This is a genomic window from Pseudomonas sp. GD03862, from assembly GCF_029840855.1.
Taxonomy (GTDB): Bacteria; Pseudomonadota; Gammaproteobacteria; order Pseudomonadales; family Pseudomonadaceae; genus Aquipseudomonas; species Aquipseudomonas alloputida.
This window is the reverse complement of the sequence record NZ_JAOCDI010000021.1, coordinates 58,977-76,936: the sequence shown is the minus strand read 5'-3', so window position 1 is coordinate 76,936 and position 17,960 is coordinate 58,977. Positions and strand designations below refer to the sequence as shown.

The following is a 17,960-nucleotide window of genomic DNA, read 5'->3' as shown; positions in this document are numbered from 1 at the left end:
GGCGCTGGCAAGGCCGTCACGGGAAGTCCTCAAGGGCTTTCGCTTGACCCCGGGCGTCTTCCCCAGCGCCTGGGGTTTCTTTTTCTGGGCAGGCACGTATCCCTCGGCTGCTCCTGCAACGACCGTGCAGACCGGTTAGGCTTATTTGTCCTCAAAGAAACGCCGGCTTTCCTCCAGATAGTCCTCCCGCAATGCCAGGTCCAGCCAGCGGGCATACAACCCTGGCAACACATCCCGGCGCAGGGTGGGCAGCAACTGGTCGATGTGGGCAACTGCCGCACGCCCCAATTCGCTGTCTGAACAGCCCACATGCAGAAACTGGTAGCGATTCACGCCCTGTACAGTATGAAACTGGTAGTCAGCCAGTGACCCGCCCTGTTGTTGGATCAGGTAGCGCACTTCAGGCCAGTAGCCGAGCACCAGGCGCAGGCGCCCCAACTGCTGCATCTGCAGCAGGTTGGCGGTGGCCTCGTTGCCGTAGTGGCGGCTGAGCGCGCTGTCGGGTAACTGGCGCAAGATGCTGTCAATCTGCGTGCCGTAGCTGCGTTCCGCGACAATCCCAAGCTTTAGCGGGGCCTTGCTCAGCAGGCCATGCAAGTCCACCTGCTGGCCGTCGAGGTAGGGTGCCACCAGCGCCTGGTTTTCCTTGCGCAACACCAGGCCGCCGCTGAGCACGCCCAGCGATGGAACAGAAAAATGCACATATTTGGCCCGTTCCGGTGTCCACAGCAGGGTTGGGTCGCAGGTGAAGGTGTCACGGTCTTGCAGCATCTGCAGGCTGCGGGCGCGGTTGACCCGCACGATGCTGTGTTCGTACTCGGGCATTTGCCTTATCAGCAGCGGTAACAACTGGTCGATGACCCCCCGGCCTTCTTCCGGGCCATCAAAAATGGTGAACGGTGGCAGGTCGCGTACCAGCCAGAAGAGGTGCTCCTTGGCATGTGCGGGCTGCAACAGCAACGCAGGTAGCAGCCCGCAGAGCAGGACCAGGTGGCGTAGGCAGCGGGGCGCGCACATGGAACCGGTCAGCGCCAGGATCAGACCGTGCCCGCTGCGCGCAGGCTGGCGATGGCCGCTGCGTCGTAGCCCAGGCTGCCGAGCAGCGCCTCGGTATGCTCGCCCAAGGCCGGGCCGACCCATTCGCTAGAGCCGGGAGTCTCCGACAGCTTGGGCACGATGCCGGGCATGTGGAATGGCTTGCCATCCGGCAACTTGGCCTGCAGGAACATCTCGCGTGCCAGGTACTGGGGGTCGTTGAACATGTCTTCGGCCGAATAGATACGGCTGGCCGGCACTTCGGCAGTGGTCAGCACCTGCATCAGTTGCTCCAGTGGCAAGCTGTTGGCCCAGCGGTCGATTACCCCATACAACTCGTCACGACGCAGGTCGCGGCCGTCGTTGCTGGCCAGGGTCGGGTCGTTGGCGAGGTCATCGCGACCGATGGCCTGCATGAAGCGCTTGAAGATCGCATCACCGTTGGCGCCGATCTGTACATGCTTGCCGTCGGCGCTTGTGTGGATGGAGGAGGGCGTGATGCCTGGCATGATGTTGCCGGTGCGTTCGCGGATGAAACCGAACACATCGAATTCCGGGACCATGCTCTCCATCATGGCAAAGATCGCCTCGTACAGGGCCACGTCCACCACCTGGCCCTGGCCGCCATTGACTTCCCGGTGGCGCAGCGCCATCAGCGCGCCGATCACCCCCCACAGGGCGGCAATCGAGTCACCGATGGAAATCCCCGTGCGCACTGGCGGGCGGTCATCGAAACCGGTGATGTAGCGCAGGCCGCCCATCGACTCGCCTACGGCACCGAAGCCTGGCTGGTCTTTCATCGGCCCGGTCTGGCCAAAGCCCGACAGGCGCACCATCACCAGGCGCGGGTTCAGCGCATGCAGCACATCCCACCCCAAACCGAGTTTTTCCAGCACGCCCGGGCGAAAGTTTTCGATCAGGATGTCGGCCTCGGCCAGCAGGCGCTTGAGGATATCGCGGCCCTCGGGGTGCTTGAGGTTGAGGGTGAGCGACTGCTTGTTGCGGGCCTGCACGAACCACCACAGCGAGGTGCCCTCGTACAGCTTGCGCCACTTGCGCAGCGGGTCGCCGCCATCGGGCGATTCGACCTTGACCACTTCGGCGCCGAACTCGGCACAGATACGCGAGGCGAACGGCCCTGCGATCAGGGTACCGAGTTCGACAACTTTAAGGCCGGCGAGGGGTTTGCTGGGCGTCGACATGGGGTGTCCGTGGCAGTTGGGCAGAGCCGTGGTTTTATCACACGTCGGTTTCGCCGGGTACTGCTGCGGGGCATGGAAGGTGCGGATGGGTTAAACTGTGCCACTTTCTTTTGCACGAAGCCCGTCGACCATGGCCCAGCCGTCCACCACCTACAAGTTCGAATTGAATCTCACCGACCTTGATCGCAACGTCTACGAAAGCGTCAAACAGACTATCGCTCGGCACCCTTCGGAAACCGAAGAGCGCATGGCCGTTCGTTTGTTGGCGTACGCGCTCTGGTACAACGAGAACTTGTCGTTTGGCCGCGGCCTGTCGGATGTCGATGAGCCAGCGTTGTGGGAAAAGAGCCTGGACGATCGCGTGCTGCACTGGATTGAAGTTGGCCAGCCCGATGCCGATCGCCTGACCTGGTGCTCGCGCCGTACCGAACGCACCAGCTTGCTGGCTTACGGCAGCCTGCGAGTGTGGGAGGGTAAAGTGGTGAGCGCGGTCAAGAACCTGAAAAACCTGAGCATTGCCGCTGTGCCGCAAGAGGTGCTGGAAACCCTGGCGACCGACATGCCGCGTAGCATCAAGTGGGACGTGATGATCAGTGAAGGCACGGTATTCGTGACTGACGACCGTGGCCAGCATGAAGTACAACTGCAGTGGCTGCTCGGTGAGCGTGGTTGAAGCAACCCATGCGTATCGAACCTCGCCCGCTGCCGCCGACCCTGCCATTTCTGGGTAACCTGCCACCCTTGCTGACCCGCCTTTACGCCGCGCGCGGCGTGCAGAGCGAGGCCGAGCTGGACAAAAGCCTGGCACGCCTGCTGCCGTACCAGCAGCTCAAGGGCATCGAGGCCGGTGTGGACCTGCTGGTCGAAGCCATCGACCAGCGCCAGCGCATCCTCATCGTCGGCGACTTCGATGCCGACGGTGCCACCGCCAGCACCGTCGGGGTGCTGGGCCTGCGCCTGCTGGGTGCGGCCCATGTCGATTACCTGGTACCCAACCGCTTCGAGTATGGCTACGGCCTGACCCCGGAAATCGTCGAGGTGGCGCTGCAGCGCCAGCCGCAGTTGCTGATTACCGTGGACAACGGCATTTCCAGTGTTGATGGGGTGGCAGCCGCCAAGGCCGCCGGGCTCAAGGTGCTGGTCACCGACCATCACCTGCCGGGCGCGCAGTTACCCGACGCTGATGCCATCATCAACCCTAACCAGCCGGGCTGCAGCTTTCCGAGCAAGTCACTGGCCGGGGTAGGGGTGATCTTCTATGTGTTGATGGCCCTGCGCGCTCGCTTGCGCAGCCTTGGGCGCTACGAGGCGCAGCCACAGCCGAACATTGGCGAGCTGCTCGATCTGGTGGCGCTGGGCAGTGTTGCTGACGTGGTGCCGCTGGATGCCAACAACCGCATCCTGGTGCACCAAGGCCTCGAGCGCATCCGCGCCGGCCGAGCCCGACCGGGGCTGAAGGCCATTCTCGAAGTGGCCCGCCGTGATCACCGGCGCATCACCTCGACCGACCTCGGTTTCATCCTCGGCCCGCGGTTGAACGCCGCAGGGCGGCTGGACGACATGAGCCTGGGTATCGAATGCCTGCTGTGCGAAGACGCGGCGCTGGCCCAGGACATGGCCCAGCAGCTGGACGACCTGAACCAGGACCGCAAGTCCATCGAGCAGGGCATGCAGCGCGAAGCCCTGGCCCAACTCAAGGACCTGCCGGTCGAGTCGATGCCGTATGGGTTGTGCCTGTTCGATGCCGACTGGCACCAGGGCGTGATCGGTATTCTGGCTTCGCGCTTGAAGGAGCGTTACCACCGGCCGACCATCGCCTTCGCCGATGCTGGTGATGGCATGCTCAAAGGCTCGGCGCGTTCGGTGCCGGGCTTCCATATTCGCGATGCGCTGGATGCCGTGGCGGCGCGCCATCCGCAGTTGATCAGCAAGTTCGGCGGCCACGCCATGGCGGCAGGGTTATCGTTGCCCGAGGCCAATTTCCCGGCATTTGCCGAGGCGTTCGATGAAGAGGTGCGGCGTCAACTGCGTGAAGAAGACCTGACCGGCCGGCTGTTATCCGACGGTAGCCTGGCGGTCGAGGAATTCCACCTCGACCTGGCCAAGGCCCTGCGCCACGCCGGGCCTTGGGGCCAGCACTTCCCGGAGCCGCTGTTCCATGGCGTGTTCCAGTTGGTGGAGCAGCGTGTGGTTGGCGAACGGCACCTGAAAGTGGTGCTCAAGAGCGAATGTGGCTCGGTGCGGCTGGATGGCATTGCCTTCGGCATTGACCGCGAAGTGTGGCCAAACCCGACGGTGCGCTGGGTGGAGTTGGCGTACAAGCTGGATGTGAACGAGTTTCGCGGTAATGAGAGTGTGCAGTTGATGATTGCGCATATGGAGCCGCGCTGACTGCAAATAGGGGGCTGCTTTGCAGACTATCGCCGGCAAGCCAGCTCCCACCTCGACCGCATTGACTTCAAGTCATGCCCGCTCCCACACATACAACTGTTAGTGGCGGATCTCGGATTGCCTTTTGCACTTCCGGATCTGCCAGTGCATGACGCCTGCTGCGACGAACGAAGCCAGGCTCAGCAGTGAGAAGAACACAATCCCCTCGACTGCTTCCCGGTTGTAAGTCTCTATCACATACTTCTTGATTGCTTGATCGTACAGAATTTCATCGCTGGTCGATAATTGTCTGACGATTGAGCCGGCTAAAGCATCTTCGACATCTGCAAACAGGGGCGTCGCCTTGCTAAGGTTGGCGGCGTCGAAGCGGGCTTTTTCTGCATAAACCCATGTTTTGATCAGATGGCCGCTTGGTTCGGTGTAAGTAATGCCAAAACTGTAGATCGACTTGTCATGCTCCCAAAGTTCGGGTTTTGATGTAAGAGTGGCTGGAACGCGTACCCAGGGAGCTGTTACTGGTTGTGTGCTGCTGTTCCAGTTCGTTAGGTAGATCGGAATAAAACATAAGAAAATGAAGCCGATAAGTAGCATGGATGTCATTCGCTTATGGGGTTCCAAAGCCAGCATGATTTCGATCCAGGCACGCCAAGTTAACATCAGCAAATCCCTCCTAGGAATGAAGCCTTCTAACGATATTTGTCTTGCTGTGGGGCAGAGCAACAAGCGTACTTGTCCTGGCCGCCACCTATGACGGTGGTGATTGATGGACGAGGACCTGCGGGCGGTTGTCCATTAATGCTGTCAATTCCCACGGTGATCGTAGCGCCGTCACTAGTAGATGGCGGCGGCTGAATGGGTGGGTTCACACCGCCATAAATAACTGGTTGCCCCCAGTTGTTCACTTGAAATAGCTCTAATCTTCTTGTGCCTAGCTGGATCTCCAACGTATCGGGGTGCCATGTGACTACCTGGATTAATCCGCCGAAGTGATTATTTATAGTCTCTGGATTGGTAATTGCTAAGTTTGGGGCTAATATAGGCTTTGGTGCTTCGCTGGATATGTCGTGTGTTTTTAAGCTGTTCATAATTGGCGCTATGGCCGTTGCGATATTTTTAGCTAACTCTGAATTATATGTGCCTAGTAAGCTGGCGCCCAGCGCGACAGCAGTGAATACACCAGCGGTATAAGGGGCCGCCGCCAGGAGTGCAAACCCCGCCACCACACCAGCTACGTTGCCTACTAAACTGATGTAATCACCTTCTTTTGGCTCTTTTCCTTCCTTGGATTCAGCAACGATTTTCAAAAATGTCACCGTACCCGCGAGAGTATTGGTAACGATATTCAAAAACGGCACTGCTCCCGCAGTCATTTGCGTAACAGACAGCACGGAGGCAATGGCACTGGCGGTCTGCGCAGTCTGCACAACTAGCGAAAAGCCTTGACTGTCAGTGGTGAACTGGTCATGCACCGCAGCAGCCGCGCCTGCTTGGAATCCAGGTTTTCCAACCCTATCAACCATGGCCACAAATATTTCGACCCGTTTAGTCATATTTTGAAATCCTTGTTTATTGTCTTGAACGCAATAGTGAGGCGCAGACGGTCGCAGTCTATGGTTGGTGAGTTAGCTCGGTGTGGAATTTCACCGTCGAAGATTGCGATACGCCTTGGTTTGGGTAGTGCCGCAGCGATAACGTCAGTCTTGGCGTCATTGCAGAATAAAAGCTCACCTCCCCATGTCGTTGCCCAGTAGTCGTTACAGAAAAGGACTGCGGTATACCCTGGCTCGCTTGGCAGGTTGTCTCGGTGAATTGGGCTGTCCTGCCCAGCGGTCTGGCCGTTTGCATACACGCCGATCAGTCTAGAGTTTTTCATGTGTCCAGCACATAGACGCTTCCAGATGTTGATGAGGAATCCCCAGCGCTCGTTTGCGACCAGTTCTTGCTCACAACATTCCAGTGATTCACGCTTGCTCCCTGCAATGAAAAAATGCCAGCAGGGGCGAGCGAAGGGCGTAGAATTTACTGGCCAGTCATATCGCCATAGGGGGTGTGAGAACGCGTTGTTAAGTTTGGCTTGTTCATCAAGTGTAATGGCATTGTCTAGAATGCTAATGTCACTTGGAGCGAATTGTCTTTGCATTGGCTATGTCTCAAGTTTTGTACAATGCCTTAAAGGCTGTTAGCCAGATAGTGGTGGTTGGCGCTAGGAGACATTAGTCGCTTGGTGTAGTGGGTTCGATAAGATATGGGGGTTACTGATTGAGAAGATTTTCCGAAGCTGATGTGGCTCTTGAGGCAATTGGCTGTGGGAAATCTTCCGTTGCCCCGGTGCGTCGGGGCAAGAAGGTGTACATGGGGGAGGTGACCCATTCATGTATGGAGTAATTACTGCCCTTAGCCGAGTAACAGTGGCGCCAACCTCAACGCGACATACCTAGGGGTTGTATGAAATGCCTTGAGACGAAAGTCAGGCAAGGCGAAAACAGCCGAAGAAGCGCAGTTTATGGGCCGTAAATGAGCATACCGAGGCTGTTTTCAACGCAGCATTACCGAGTATCAAGGCATTTCATACAGAGCCTAACTCGGCATCATCCATCAACGCCTTGGCCATCGCACTGCGGTAGTGGGCAGCCCAGATCATCATGGGTTTCTCATCCATCAGGCCGAGGATGGTCAGTTCGCGCACATAACCCATCAATTCGGATGCCTGGTCACGGGCGTCTCGGCACGGAATGCCTGCTTCGATGCGAAACAGTGGGTGGGTCTGGTTTTTACCTTGGAAGAAAGTGGTTTTGCCGACGGTGAATTGGGTGTCGACTGTGCTCATTGATCCTTCTCCTGAATCATTTCGAGTGACAACGAATGAAAGTTCTAATCGAAATGAGGGGGAGATCAGGGACTGTCATTTTCATATCAATAACTCGTAGGCTTACTGATTGACTGCTTCTCCGATTCCACACGAAGGGTGGCAGCTGTACGCGGTGTGGAATCCAGGCTACGAGTTAACCCGGTAGGCTTGTGACCTTCCGCGCACAACGGCCATGACGACAGTTACTCGGTAATTGATCGGGATTCCACGCCCGGACGCTGAATGCCAGCAACCAGCAAAGGCGACATACTCTCAAGACAAAAAAACCACACCCCACCCAAAATCCCATGGAACCTCCCCCCCACCCATTCTGGTCTAGTCTGAAGTTATGACCGGACCTGGGCCAGGGACGTGCAATTGAGTGTCCGGGCCGGATCACCATTGGAGTCCTTGGGAGGTGCCCTCATGAGCCTGCTGCTCGAGCCTTACACCCTGCGTCAGCTGACCTTGCCCAACCGCATCGCCGTGTCACCAATGTGCCAGTATTCCGCCGTCGATGGCTTGGCCAACGACTGGCATCTCGTCCATTTAGGCAGCCGCGCCGTCGGTGGCGCCGGCCTGGTAATCACTGAAGCCGTGGCGGTGACCGCCGATGGCCGGATCACCGCCGAAGACCTGGGCCTGTGGGACGACGCCCAGATAGCGCCGTTGCAGCGCATCACCCGCTTCATCAGTGCCCAGGGGGCCGTGCCTGGCATCCAGCTGGCTCACGCCGGGCGCAAAGCCAGTACCTACCGCCCGTGGCTTGGCAAACCAGGCAGCGTCAAACTGGAGGAGGGCGGCTGGCAGCCGGTGGGGCCATCGAGGATCGCCTTCGATCCGCAGCACACGCCTCCACGCGAGCTGAGCCAGGACGAGATCCAGGATGTAATCGCCGCTTTCGTCGCCTCGACCGAACGCGCCTTGAAGGCTGGATTCAAGGTGGTGGAAATCCATGCTGCCCATGGCTACCTGCTGCACCAGTTCCTGTCACCGCTGAGCAACCAGCGCCGTGATCAATATGGCAGTTCCTTCGAAAACCGTATCCGCCTGACCCTGGAGGTGGTCGAGGCCGTGCGCAAAACCTGGCCTGCCGAATTGCCGCTGTTCGTGCGGGTATCGGCTACCGATTGGGTAGAGGACGGCTGGAACCCGGATGAAACCGTCGAACTGGCACGCCGCCTGCGGAGTTTGGGCGTGGATCTGATCGATGTTTCTTCTGGTGGCACCTCGGTCAACGCCGAGATCCCCACCGGCCCCGGCTACCAGACCCGCTTTGCCGAGCGCGTGCGCAAGGAATCGGAAATCGCCACCGGCACCGTGGGCATGATCACCGAACCGGCCCAGGCCGAGCACATCCTGCGCACCGGCCAGGCCGATATCATCTTCCTCGCCCGCGAACTGTTGCGCGACCCGTACTGGCCACTGCATGCCGACGACGACCTGGGCGGCAACAAGGCCACCTGGCCTGCGCAATACCAGCGTGCGACCAGCCGCGCCAACCCGATTCACGAGTCGGATTTGCGCGACTGACCCATGACGGCCCCTGCAGGAGCAGCCGTGTCTCGCGAAAGGGCCGCAAAGCGGCCCAGGGTTCAGCTATAGGCAGCCTTGCTGAGAATATCGCTTACCCATTGGTTGATGCTTTTTTCGGCCAGCTCCGCCTTGGCCGCCACACTGGCGTGAAGGGTAGGCTCAAGGCGTAGGCTGAGCTTGCCGGAATACGTTTTCTGCGGTTCCCGCCCAAGGCGTTCGCAAGTCTCAAGATAATCGTCAACGGCTTCTTCAAATGCCTGGCGCAACTCACTGATCGATTCGCCATGAAAACCTATCACGTCGCGAATACCGGCGACATGGCCGATCAACAACTGGTCTTCGTCGCTGTATTCGATACGAGCGGCGTATCCGCGGTAAGTCATTACATTCATGGTAATACTCCTGCCTGCTCAATGAACTGGCGGGCGTCTCTTAGTTGATAGGGCTTGGCGTGCCTGTCCGGATGAGGGCGGTGGAAGGTTGCCACTGCTCCATTGAGTTCAAAGCGAACCCGTGATCCTCTTCCTTCTATGACCCTGGCACCCAGCGATACCAGCAGAGACTCCACCCGCGCCCACTCCAGTGTTCTGGGAACCGGCCTTTTAAGTAATGCTTCAAGTGTGGCTTGCTGATGATTATTCATGGTATCAGATTATGATACCAGTCAAGAGAGCTCAATGAACGTGCAGTAGGAGGGAGTAGATCACGGTTGAAGGAAAATTCTGAGACGTTGGCCGAGGGGCATTCAAGCCCCTCGGTCAACGCGAGCACTTAGTGCTTGATCATCACATGCCGCACACAGGTGTAGTCCTCCAGCCCATACATCGACATGTCCTTGCCATACCCCGAATGCTTCTGCCCGCCATGGGGCATTTCGCTGACCAGCATGAAGTGGGTATTCACCCAGGTGCAGCCGTACTGCAAGCGCGCCGCCAGGCGGTGGGCGCGGCCGGTGTCGCGGGTCCATACCGATGAGGCCAGGCCGTAGTTGGAGTCGTTGGCCCATTCCAGTGCCTGCGCTTCATCGGTGAAGCGGGTGACCGAAACCACCGGGCCAAAAACTTCGTTGCGCACGATCTCGTCGTCCTGCAGGGCATCGGCCAGCACAGTAGGCTCGAAGAAATAGCCATCGCCCTCTATTGCCTTGCCACCGGTTACCAGACGAATGTGCGGCTGGGCGATGGCCCGCTGCACCAAACCGGCGACCTTGTCGCGGTGCTGGGCGCTGATCAGTGGCCCCAGCTCGGTTTCTTCGGATTCCTGCAGGCCCGGCTTGAGGCTGGCTACGGCTTTACCCAGGCGTTCGACGAAGCGCTCGTAGATCCCGTCCTGCACATACAGGCGGCAGGCTGCGGTGCAGTCCTGGCCAGCGTTGTAGAAGCCGAAGGTGCGGATGCCGTCGATGGCGGCATCGATGTCAGCGTCATCGAACACCAGCACCGGCGCCTTGCCGCCCAGCTCCATGTGCATGCGTTTCACGCTGTCGGCGGTGGCGCTGATGATGTGCGCGCCGGTGGGGATCGAGCCGGTCAGCGATACCATGCGCACCTTGGGGTGGGTTATCAACGGGTTGCCGACCGTCTGGCCGCGACCGAAGAGAATGTTCAGCACCCCCGGCGGGAGCAAGTCCTGGGCCAGCTCGCCCAGGCGCAGGGCCGTCAGGGGCGTCAGTTCGGACGGCTTTATCACCACTGTGTTGCCGGCAGCCAGGGCCGGGGCGATCTTCCAGGCCAGCATCATCAGCGGGTAGTTCCACGGCGCGATGGAAGCCACCACACCCAACGGGTCGCGGCGAATCATCGAGGTGTGGCCCGGCAGGTACTCGCCTGCCGCCAAGCCGCCCAGGCAGCGCGCCGCACCGGCAAAGTAGCGGAACACGTCGGCAATCGCCGGGATTTCGTCGTTCAGTGCAGCGCTCAGGGGCTTGCCGCAGTTTTGCGATTCCAGCCTGGCCAGTTCATCGCCATGGGCTTCGATGGCGTCGGCCAGCGCCAGCAAGGCCTGCGAACGTTCTTTAGGGCTGGTTTGCGACCAGCTGTCGAAGGCCTGGTCGGCAGCGCGCACGGCGCTGTCCACCTGGGCTTCGCTGGCTTCGTTGATCTGCGCCAGGGCAGTGCCCAGCGCCGGGTTGAGAACGGTCCAGGCCGGGCCTTGGCCAGCGACCAGCTGGCCATTGATCAGCATCTGCGTTTGCATCGGGGGCTCCTCCAGGGTCATTTGCCACCGCCCGCGACGCTATCGCCGCCACGGGTCAGGTAATAGGCGCCAAGAATCGGCAGCATGGTCACCAGCATCACCAGCATGGCGACAACGTTGGTCACGGGTACGTCGCGCGGGCGACTGAGCTGGTTGAGCAGCCAGATCGGCAGGGTGCGCTCGTGGCCGGCGGTGAACGTGGTGACGATGATTTCATCGAACGACAAGGCAAAGGCCAGCATGCCGCCCGCCAGCAGCGCCGAGCCGAGGTTGGGCAGGACGATGTAGCGGAAGGTCTGCCAACCGTCGGCGCCAAGGTCCATCGAGGCTTCGATCAGGCTTTGCGAGGTACGCCGCAGGCGGGCGATCACATTGTTGTAGACGATCACCACGCAGAACGTGGCGTGGCCGACTACGATGGTGAACACCCCGGGCTCTATCCCCAGCGTCTTGAATGCCGAGAGCAGGGCGAGGCCGGTGATGATGCCTGGCAGGGCGATGGGCAGGATCAGCACCAGCGAAATGCTCTCCTTGCCGAAGAAGCTGCGCCGATAGAGCGCCGCCGAGGCCAACGTACCGAGCACCAGTGCGATCAAGGTGGCCAGGCAAGCCACCTGCAGCGACAGCTTGATTGCCTCTAGCACATCGGGCCGGGTGAAGGCCACGTCGATCCACTTCAGGGTAAAGCCCTTGGGCGGAAAGCTGAACGCCGCGTCTTCGGTGTTGAAGGCGTACAGGAAGATGATCAGGATCGGGAAGTGCAGGAACAGCAACCCGCCCCAGGCCGCCAGGCGCAGCCCTGCAGACGCTTTTTCAGAGTGCATCGAAAGCCCCCAGGCGCTTGACGATGGCCAGGTACACCGCGATCAGCACGATGGGCACCAAGGTGAATGCGGCGGCCATCGGCATGTTGCCGATCGCCCCTTGCTGGGCATAGACCATGCTGCCGATGAAGTAGCCGGGCGGGCCGACCAGCTGCGGCACGATGAAGTCGCCCAGGGTGAGCGAGAAGGTGAAGATCGAGCCGGCGGCGATGCCGGGGATCGACAGCGGCAGGATCACCTGCACGAAGGTTTGCCCTGGCCGGGCACCCAGGTCCGCCGACGCCTGCAGCAGCGACGGTGGCAAGCGCTCCAGCGAGGCCTGGATCGGCAGGATCATGAACGGCAGCCAGATATACACGAACACTAGGAAGCGCCCCAGGTGCGAAGTCGACAGCGTGCTGCCGCCCACGCCCGGCACGGCCAGCACCACCTGCAGCAGGCCATCCAGGTGCAACTGCTGGACGAACCACTGGGCCACGCCGCCCTTGGCCAGCAGCAGGGTCCAGGCATAGGTCTTGACGATGTAGCTGGCCCACATCGGCATCATCACCGCGATGTAGAAAAACGCCTTGGTCTTGCCGCTGGTGTAGCGCGCCATGTAATAGGCGATGGGGAAGGCCAGTACTGCGCTGGCCAGCGACACTGCCACCGCCATGCCCAGGGTGCGCAGGATGATGTCGAAGTTCGACGGGTTGAACAGCGCGGCGAAGTTGCCCAGGGTCAGGTCCGGGGTCACCGCCATGGTGAAGTCGTCGAAGGTATAGAAGCCCTGCCACAGCAGGTTCAGCAGCGAGCCCAGGTAAATCGCGCCGAACCAGGTCAGCGGCGGGATCAACAGCAGTGCCAGGTACAGGTTGGGGCGCCGGTACAGCAGGTTGGACAGGGTGCGCAGTGTGCTCATGTCAGCGGCCCTCGGTTTCCTGCAGCACCGTCATGGCCTCGCGGGGCCAGTGCGCCTGCAGGCGTTGCCCGAGCTGCCAGGCCTGTACCTGCTTCTGCCAGCGGTCATTGGCCTGGCTTACTGCCAGCAGTTGACCGTTGTCCAGCTGCAGTTCGTAGCGGGTGGCGCTGCCTTGGTACTGGACATCGTGCAGCACGCCGCTGACCTGTACCTCATGGCTGGTCACTACCGGGTCGCCCAGGCGAATGTGCTCGGGACGGATGGAGAAGGGCGCCGGGCTGCCGTTGAGCTGCATGGCCAGCTCGCCCCGCACCACGTTGGACGTGCCGACGAATTCAGCGACGAAGGTTGTGCTGGGCTTCATGTACAGGTTGCGCGGGGTGTCGACCTGTTCGATACGGCCGCGGTTGAACACCGCGACCCGGTCAGACATCGACAGTGCTTCGGTTTGGTCGTGGGTGACGAAGATGAAGGTGATGCCCAGTTGGCGTTGCAGCTTTTTCAGCTCGCCTTGCATCTGTTCGCGCAATTTCAGGTCCAGCGCGCCCAGTGGCTCATCCAGCAGCAGCACCCGCGGACGGTTGACCAACGCCCGGGCCAGGGCCACGCGCTGACGCTGGCCGCCAGACAGCTGTGCCGGCTTGCGCGCGCCATAGCCGGCCAGGGCTACCATGGCCAGGGCTTCTTCGGCGCGGCTGTGGCGTTCGGCCTTGCCCACGCCTTTTACCTTCAGGCCATAGGCGATGTTCTCCAGCACGTTCATGTGCGGGAACAGCGCATAGTCCTGGAACACAGTGTTGACGTCACGTTGGTAGGGCGGCAGGCCAGCGGCCTCGACCCCTTGGATGCGGATCGAACCGCTAGAGGGTTGCTCGAAGCCTGCGATCAGGCGCAGGCAGGTGGTCTTGCCCGAGCCGGAAGGGCCGAGCATGGAAAAGAACTCGCCATCGATGATGTCGATGCTGACCTGGTCGACGGCCTTGACCTCGCCGAAGGTGCGGGAAACCTGGGTGAACTGGACGGCTAGGGGCATGCGTGGACTCCGGACAACAAGGGTTCTCCTGTGCCGGCCTCTTCGCGGGTGAACCCGCTCCTACAGGACGCGCCACCCTTGCAGGCGGTGAAGAACCTGGGGGAGCGGGATTGCCCGGGAAAAGGCTGGTACAGGCATTCAGGCAACCTTAGCGACCACCCATGATCGCAATGTAGTCCTGGGTCCAGCGGCTGTAAGGCACGAACTTGCCCCCTTGGGCCTGCGGTGTTTTCCAGAAGGCAATCTTGTCGAAGTTGTCGAAGCCGTTGGTCTTGCAGCCCTCGGCCCCCAGCAGCTCGCTGCCGGTGCACGCCGCCGGCACAGCCGGCAACGAGCCGAACCAGGCCGCCACATCGCCTTGCACCTTAGGTTGCAACGACCAGTCCATCCACTTGTAGGCGCAATTGGGGTGCTTGGCCTCGGCGTGCAGCATGGTGGTGTCGGCCCAGCCGGTCGCGCCCTCCTTGGGAATGGTCGAGGCCACTGGCTGGTTCTCGGCCTTGAGGCCATTGACCATGTAGCCCCAGGAGCTGGAGGCAACCACGCCTTCGTTTTTCACATCGCTCATCTGGACCGTGGCGTCATGCCAATAGCGGTGGATCAGCGGTTGCTGCTGGCGCAGCAGTTCCAGCACGGCCTTGTATTGTGCCTCGTTCAGTTCGTACGGGTCCTTGATGCCCAGTTCGGGCCTGGCCGACTTCAGGTACAGCGCTGCATCGGCGATGTAGATCGGCCCGTCATAGGCTTGCACGCGGCCCTTGTTCGGCTTGCCGTCGGGCAGGTTCTGCGGCTCGAACACCACGCTCCAGCTGGTGGGCGCCTGCTTGAAGGTGTCGGTGTTGTACAGCAGCACGTTTGGCCCCCACTGGTACGGCGTGCCGTACACCTGCTTGTCGACCACATACCAGCTACCGTTCTGCAGGCGCGGGTCGATGCTCTTCCAGTTGGGGATCAAGGCGGTGTTGATCGGCTGTACGCGCTTGCCTGCAATCAGCCGCAGCGATGCATCGCCCGAGGCGGTGACCAGGTCATAGCCGCCCTTGGTCATCAGGCTGACCATCTCGTCCGAGGTGGCGGCCGTTTTCACGCTGACCTTGCAGCCGGTTTCCTTTTCGAAACCGGTCACCCAGTCGTAGGCCTTGTCGCTTTCACCGCGTTCGATGTAGCCGGGCCAGGCGACGATGTCCAGGCGCCCCTCGCCGGCCCCCAGGGCCTTGGGCGCTTCGGCGGCCTGCAGGCTGGCGCTGGCCAGCATGGCGCAGGTGGTGGCGCCGAGCAATGCGGTCTTGTGCACTGACATGGTGTTCCCTCTTCTTGGCGATCTTGTTCGGGCAGTCATGAGGCAAGCAGTGAAACAATCGTTATAAGCGTAGTGCGTGAGTGCGAGGTATTGGCGATATCGAGTCTAGTTGGCTTTTTGCCCGCTAACGCAACATCCTGAAGCAAATCCCTGCATGGCGTGTGCTCCGCCAAGCCTTACTCTGGCGTTTGAATCTTCTTACGTGGAGACACGCGAATGAACACCCGTGGCTTGCTCGATCAACTCCTCAAATCCGGCCAGCAACTGCTCGAAAAGCAGGGGGGCGCCACCAAGCCTGGCAGCCCTTCGGGCGGGTTGGGCGGGTTGTTGTCCGGGGCAGGAGGCGGCCTGCTGGGTGGGGGCGCTCTGGGCCTGTTGCTGGGTAGCAAGAAGGCCCGCAAGTACGGTGGCAAGGCCCTGACTTACGGCGGCCTCGCCGCGCTGGGGGTACTGGCCTATAAAGCTTACGGCAACTGGCAGGCAAACCAGCGGGGGGCCGCAGCCGAGCCTCAAACCATCGACCGCCTGCCGCCGGCCCAGGCCGAGCAGCACAGCCAGGCGGTACTGCGCGCCTTGGTGGCGGCGGCCAAGTCCGATGGGCATATCGACGAGCGCGAGCGGGCGCTGATCGAGGGTGAATTCACGCGCCTGGACAGCGACCGCGAATTGCAGCACTGGCTGCATGCCGAGCTGAACAAGCCGCTGGACCCGGCCGAAGTGGCCCGCGCTGCGCAAACGCCGGAGATGGCTGCCGAGATGTACCTGGCCAGCGTGATGATGGTCGATCAGGAAAACTTCATGGAGCGTGCCTACCTGGACGAGCTGGCTCGCCAGCTGCGGCTGGACCCGGGCTTGCGCCAGGAACTGGAAAGCCAGGTGCGGTTGGCTGCAGCGTAGTGGCGGTGCTTGCCACGGCCTATTGAGCGCCTGTGAGATCGAGCGCCGCCCGCGCGGCGCTCGATCTCACAGGCGCAAAATTCCTGACGACAATCACATCAATACCGTAAGACCTCTGGGCTATACTTCGGCGATTTTTCCCGCTCGTTGTGAATTCCTGAGGGCTGAATGTGAAGAACTGGACCTTGCGCCAACGGATCCTGGCAAGTTTCGCCGTGATCATCGCCATCATGTTGCTGATGATCGTGGCCGCCTACTCGCGGTTGGTGACTATCGAAACCGCCGAAGAGGCGGTGGGGACCGACAGCATTCCCGGCGTCTACTACAGCTCGATGATCCGCAGCGCCTGGGTCGACAGCTACGTTACCAGCCAGCAACTGGTGGGCCTGTCCAACCATCGTGAAATCACATCGGCCGACCTGGAACTGTTCAGAAGCTTCGATAACCGGCTGAAGCAATACATGGCCAGCTACCAGGCCACCATCCAGGACAAAGACGACCAGGCCCGATTTGACAGCTTCGTGCAACTGGAAGAAAACTACCTCAAGATCGTCAACCAGGTGCTGGATGCGTACGGTCAGCACAACTACGACGAAGCCCAACGGCTGATCACCGAGGTCCTCACCCCGGCCTGGAAGGATGGGCGCGAGCACCTGAATGAAGTGATCGAGTATAATCGGGCCTCTGCCGATGCCGCCACCAACGATATCGTCAACGCAGTCAACACGGCCAAGGGCAGCATGGTGGTCTCACTGCTGCTGGCAATCGTCGCTGCCGGCATCTGCGGCCTGTTGCTGCTGCGTGCTATCACAGCGCCCATGCAGCGTATCGTGCATGCCCTCGACAAGCTGCGTTCCGGTGACCTGAGCATGCGCCTGAGCCTGGATCGCAAGGACGAATTCGGTGCCATCGAAAGCGGCTTCAACGAAATGGCCGAGGCACTGGCCAACCTGGTGGCCCAGGCCCAACGCTCGTCGGTGCAGGTGACCACTTCGGTCACCGAAATTGCCGCCACCTCCAAGCAGCAGCAGGCCACCGCCACCGAGACGGCCGCCACTACCACTGAAATCGGCGCCACCTCGCGGGAAATCGCCGCGACTTCGCGGGACCTGGTGCGCACCATGACCGAAGTGACGACGGCTGCTGATCAGGCATCCAGTCTGGCAGGCTCCGGGCAGCAGGGCCTGGCACGCATGGAAGAGACCATGCACCAGGTGATGGGCGCTGCCGACCTGGTCAATGCCAAGCTCGGTATCCTCAACGAGAAAGCCAGCAACATCACCCAGATGGTGGTAACCATCGTCAAGGTTGCCGACCAGACCAATCTGCTGTCGCTCAACGCCGCCATCGAAGCGGAAAAGGCCGGTGAATATGGCCGCGGCTTTGCCGTGGTCGCTACCGAAGTGCGCCGCCTGGCCGACCAGACCGCCGTGGCCACCTACGACATCGAGCAAATGGTGCGCGAGATCCAGTCGGCAGTGTCGGCCGGTGTCATGGGGATGGACAAGTTCTCCGAAGAAGTGCGCCGCGGCATGTTCGAGGTGCAGCAGGTGGGCGAGCAACTGAGCCAGATCATTCACCAGGTGCAGGCCTTGGCGCCGCGCGTATTGATGGTCAACGAAGGTATGCAGGCCCAGGCCACCGGTGCCGAGCAGATCAACCAGGCGCTGGCCCAGCTCAGCGATGCCAGCACCCAGACTGTCGAGTCGCTGCGCCAGGCCAGCTATGCCATCGACGAGCTGAGCCAGGTGGCCGCGGGCCTGCGTGGCGGCGTGTCGCGCTTCAAAGTCTGACCGC

18 protein-coding genes are annotated in these 17,960 nt (G+C 60.8%); 5 read left to right on the top strand and 13 right to left on the bottom strand.

What is annotated here, in order from left to right; translation table 11 throughout:
- Positions 1 to 141: 141 nt before the first annotated feature.
- Positions 142 to 1,017, bottom strand: a complete 876-nt coding sequence (locus N5D53_RS15415; RefSeq protein ID WP_012053583.1) for a TIGR02285 family protein — start codon at positions 1,015 to 1,017, stop codon at positions 142 to 144.
- A gap of 20 nt (positions 1,018 to 1,037) precedes the next feature.
- Positions 1,038 to 2,237 carry a CaiB/BaiF CoA-transferase family protein gene (locus tag N5D53_RS15410; RefSeq protein WP_010952569.1) on the bottom strand — a complete coding sequence of 400 codons (1,200 nt, stop codon included), beginning with the start codon at positions 2,235 to 2,237 and terminating at the stop codon, positions 1,038 to 1,040.
- Between the two features lie 130 nt (positions 2,238 to 2,367).
- On the opposite strand from N5D53_RS15410, the gene N5D53_RS15405 reads away from it, so the two are divergent.
- Positions 2,368 to 2,910 carry a YaeQ family protein gene (locus N5D53_RS15405; RefSeq protein ID WP_003252169.1) on the top strand — a complete coding sequence of 181 codons (543 nt, stop codon included), beginning with the start codon at positions 2,368 to 2,370 and terminating at the stop codon, positions 2,908 to 2,910.
- A gap of 8 nt (positions 2,911 to 2,918) precedes the next feature.
- A complete protein-coding gene (gene recJ, locus N5D53_RS15400; protein ID WP_104887119.1) occupies positions 2,919 to 4,628 on the top strand; it encodes a single-stranded-DNA-specific exonuclease RecJ in 1,710 nt (569 codons plus the stop codon).
- Positions 4,629 to 4,727: 99 nt separating this feature from the next.
- Here recJ and N5D53_RS15395 read toward each other — a convergent pair whose 3' ends face one another.
- The 4 genes from N5D53_RS15395 to N5D53_RS15380 form a co-directional block, all read right to left on the bottom strand.
- On the bottom strand, positions 4,728 to 5,285 hold the full coding sequence (locus N5D53_RS15395; protein ID WP_279840524.1) for a hypothetical protein: 558 nt from the start codon (positions 5,283 to 5,285) through the stop codon (positions 4,728 to 4,730).
- Between the two features lie 29 nt (positions 5,286 to 5,314).
- On the bottom strand, positions 5,315 to 6,178 hold the full coding sequence (locus tag N5D53_RS15390) for a hypothetical protein (RefSeq protein WP_104962457.1): 864 nt from the start codon (positions 6,176 to 6,178) through the stop codon (positions 5,315 to 5,317).
- Positions 6,175 to 6,768: a 2OG-Fe(II) oxygenase gene (locus N5D53_RS15385; RefSeq protein WP_190870032.1), complete on the bottom strand. Its 594-nt coding sequence runs from the start codon at positions 6,766 to 6,768 to the stop codon at positions 6,175 to 6,177. The genes N5D53_RS15390 and N5D53_RS15385 overlap by 4 nt, the downstream gene beginning before the upstream one ends.
- A gap of 426 nt (positions 6,769 to 7,194) precedes the next feature.
- Positions 7,195 to 7,455 (bottom strand): DUF3077 domain-containing protein, encoded by a 261-nt coding sequence (locus N5D53_RS15380; protein WP_064490845.1) that lies wholly within the window; start codon positions 7,453 to 7,455, stop codon positions 7,195 to 7,197.
- Positions 7,456 to 7,902: 447 nt separating this feature from the next.
- Between N5D53_RS15380 and N5D53_RS15375 the strand changes: the two genes are divergently transcribed.
- On the top strand, positions 7,903 to 9,009 hold the full coding sequence (locus N5D53_RS15375) for an NADH:flavin oxidoreductase/NADH oxidase (RefSeq protein WP_104887121.1): 1,107 nt from the start codon (positions 7,903 to 7,905) through the stop codon (positions 9,007 to 9,009).
- Positions 9,010 to 9,071: 62 nt separating this feature from the next.
- Here N5D53_RS15375 and N5D53_RS15370 read toward each other — a convergent pair whose 3' ends face one another.
- The 7 genes from N5D53_RS15370 to ydcS form a co-directional block, all read right to left on the bottom strand.
- Positions 9,072 to 9,404, bottom strand: coding sequence for a type II toxin-antitoxin system HicB family antitoxin (locus tag N5D53_RS15370; protein ID WP_003252175.1), 333 nt, complete (start codon positions 9,402 to 9,404; stop codon positions 9,072 to 9,074).
- The gene (locus N5D53_RS15365; RefSeq protein ID WP_076403670.1) at positions 9,401 to 9,655 is read right to left on the bottom strand and encodes a type II toxin-antitoxin system HicA family toxin; all 255 of its coding nucleotides are present in this window, start codon (positions 9,653 to 9,655) and stop codon (positions 9,401 to 9,403) included. Before N5D53_RS15365 ends, N5D53_RS15370 begins: the two co-directional genes overlap by 4 nt.
- A 128-nt stretch (positions 9,656 to 9,783) precedes the next feature.
- Entirely contained in the window at positions 9,784 to 11,208 is a 1,425-nt protein-coding gene (locus N5D53_RS15360) for a gamma-aminobutyraldehyde dehydrogenase (protein ID WP_104962455.1), read from the bottom strand.
- Positions 11,209 to 11,225: 17 nt separating this feature from the next.
- On the bottom strand, positions 11,226 to 12,032 hold the full coding sequence (locus N5D53_RS15355) for an ABC transporter permease (protein WP_104962454.1): 807 nt from the start codon (positions 12,030 to 12,032) through the stop codon (positions 11,226 to 11,228).
- The gene (locus tag N5D53_RS15350; protein WP_190870033.1) at positions 12,022 to 12,933 is read right to left on the bottom strand and encodes an ABC transporter permease; all 912 of its coding nucleotides are present in this window, start codon (positions 12,931 to 12,933) and stop codon (positions 12,022 to 12,024) included. Before N5D53_RS15350 ends, N5D53_RS15355 begins: the two co-directional genes overlap by 11 nt.
- Before the next feature lies 1 nt (position 12,934).
- Complete coding sequence (locus tag N5D53_RS15345) at positions 12,935 to 13,966, bottom strand: ABC transporter ATP-binding protein (RefSeq protein ID WP_104962452.1); 1,032 nt, start codon at positions 13,964 to 13,966, stop codon at positions 12,935 to 12,937.
- A gap of 148 nt (positions 13,967 to 14,114) precedes the next feature.
- Complete coding sequence (ydcS, locus tag N5D53_RS15340) at positions 14,115 to 15,266, bottom strand: putative ABC transporter substrate-binding protein YdcS (RefSeq protein ID WP_104962451.1); 1,152 nt, start codon at positions 15,264 to 15,266, stop codon at positions 14,115 to 14,117.
- 216 nt (positions 15,267 to 15,482) lie between these two features.
- Between ydcS and N5D53_RS15335 the strand changes: the two genes are divergently transcribed.
- Both N5D53_RS15335 and N5D53_RS15330 read left to right on the top strand, forming a co-directional pair.
- Complete coding sequence (locus N5D53_RS15335; RefSeq protein WP_010952580.1) at positions 15,483 to 16,163, top strand: tellurite resistance TerB family protein; 681 nt, start codon at positions 15,483 to 15,485, stop codon at positions 16,161 to 16,163.
- Between the two features lie 170 nt (positions 16,164 to 16,333).
- Entirely contained in the window at positions 16,334 to 17,956 is a 1,623-nt protein-coding gene (locus tag N5D53_RS15330; protein WP_121162124.1) for a methyl-accepting chemotaxis protein, read from the top strand.
- Positions 17,957 to 17,960: the final 4 nt, after the last annotated feature.

Excerpts from the sequence above, each read along its gene's own strand:
- N5D53_RS15415 (WP_012053583.1), bottom strand. The coding sequence starts at position 1,017 with ATGTGCGCGCCCCGCTGCCTACGCCACCTGGTCCTGCTCTGCGGGCTG.
- N5D53_RS15410 (WP_010952569.1), bottom strand. The coding sequence starts at position 2,237 with ATGTCGACGCCCAGCAAACCCCTCGCCGGCCTTAAAGTTGTCGAACTC.
- N5D53_RS15405 (WP_003252169.1), top strand. The coding sequence starts at position 2,368 with ATGGCCCAGCCGTCCACCACCTACAAGTTCGAATTGAATCTCACCGAC.
- recJ (WP_104887119.1), top strand. The coding sequence starts at position 2,919 with ATGCGTATCGAACCTCGCCCGCTGCCGCCGACCCTGCCATTTCTGGGT.
- N5D53_RS15395 (WP_279840524.1), bottom strand. The coding sequence starts at position 5,285 with ATGTTAACTTGGCGTGCCTGGATCGAAATCATGCTGGCTTTGGAACCC.
- N5D53_RS15390 (WP_104962457.1), bottom strand. The coding sequence starts at position 6,178 with ATGACTAAACGGGTCGAAATATTTGTGGCCATGGTTGATAGGGTTGGA.
- N5D53_RS15385 (WP_190870032.1), bottom strand. The coding sequence starts at position 6,768 with ATGCAAAGACAATTCGCTCCAAGTGACATTAGCATTCTAGACAATGCC.
- N5D53_RS15380 (WP_064490845.1), bottom strand. The coding sequence starts at position 7,455 with ATGAGCACAGTCGACACCCAATTCACCGTCGGCAAAACCACTTTCTTC.
- N5D53_RS15375 (WP_104887121.1), top strand. The coding sequence starts at position 7,903 with ATGAGCCTGCTGCTCGAGCCTTACACCCTGCGTCAGCTGACCTTGCCC.
- N5D53_RS15370 (WP_003252175.1), bottom strand. The coding sequence starts at position 9,404 with ATGAATGTAATGACTTACCGCGGATACGCCGCTCGTATCGAATACAGC.
- N5D53_RS15365 (WP_076403670.1), bottom strand. The coding sequence starts at position 9,655 with ATGAATAATCATCAGCAAGCCACACTTGAAGCATTACTTAAAAGGCCG.
- N5D53_RS15360 (WP_104962455.1), bottom strand. The coding sequence starts at position 11,208 with ATGCAAACGCAGATGCTGATCAATGGCCAGCTGGTCGCTGGCCAAGGC.
- N5D53_RS15355 (WP_104962454.1), bottom strand. The coding sequence starts at position 12,032 with ATGCACTCTGAAAAAGCGTCTGCAGGGCTGCGCCTGGCGGCCTGGGGC.
- N5D53_RS15350 (WP_190870033.1), bottom strand. The coding sequence starts at position 12,933 with ATGAGCACACTGCGCACCCTGTCCAACCTGCTGTACCGGCGCCCCAAC.
- N5D53_RS15345 (WP_104962452.1), bottom strand. The coding sequence starts at position 13,966 with ATGCCCCTAGCCGTCCAGTTCACCCAGGTTTCCCGCACCTTCGGCGAG.
- ydcS (WP_104962451.1), bottom strand. The coding sequence starts at position 15,266 with ATGTCAGTGCACAAGACCGCATTGCTCGGCGCCACCACCTGCGCCATG.
- N5D53_RS15335 (WP_010952580.1), top strand. The coding sequence starts at position 15,483 with ATGAACACCCGTGGCTTGCTCGATCAACTCCTCAAATCCGGCCAGCAA.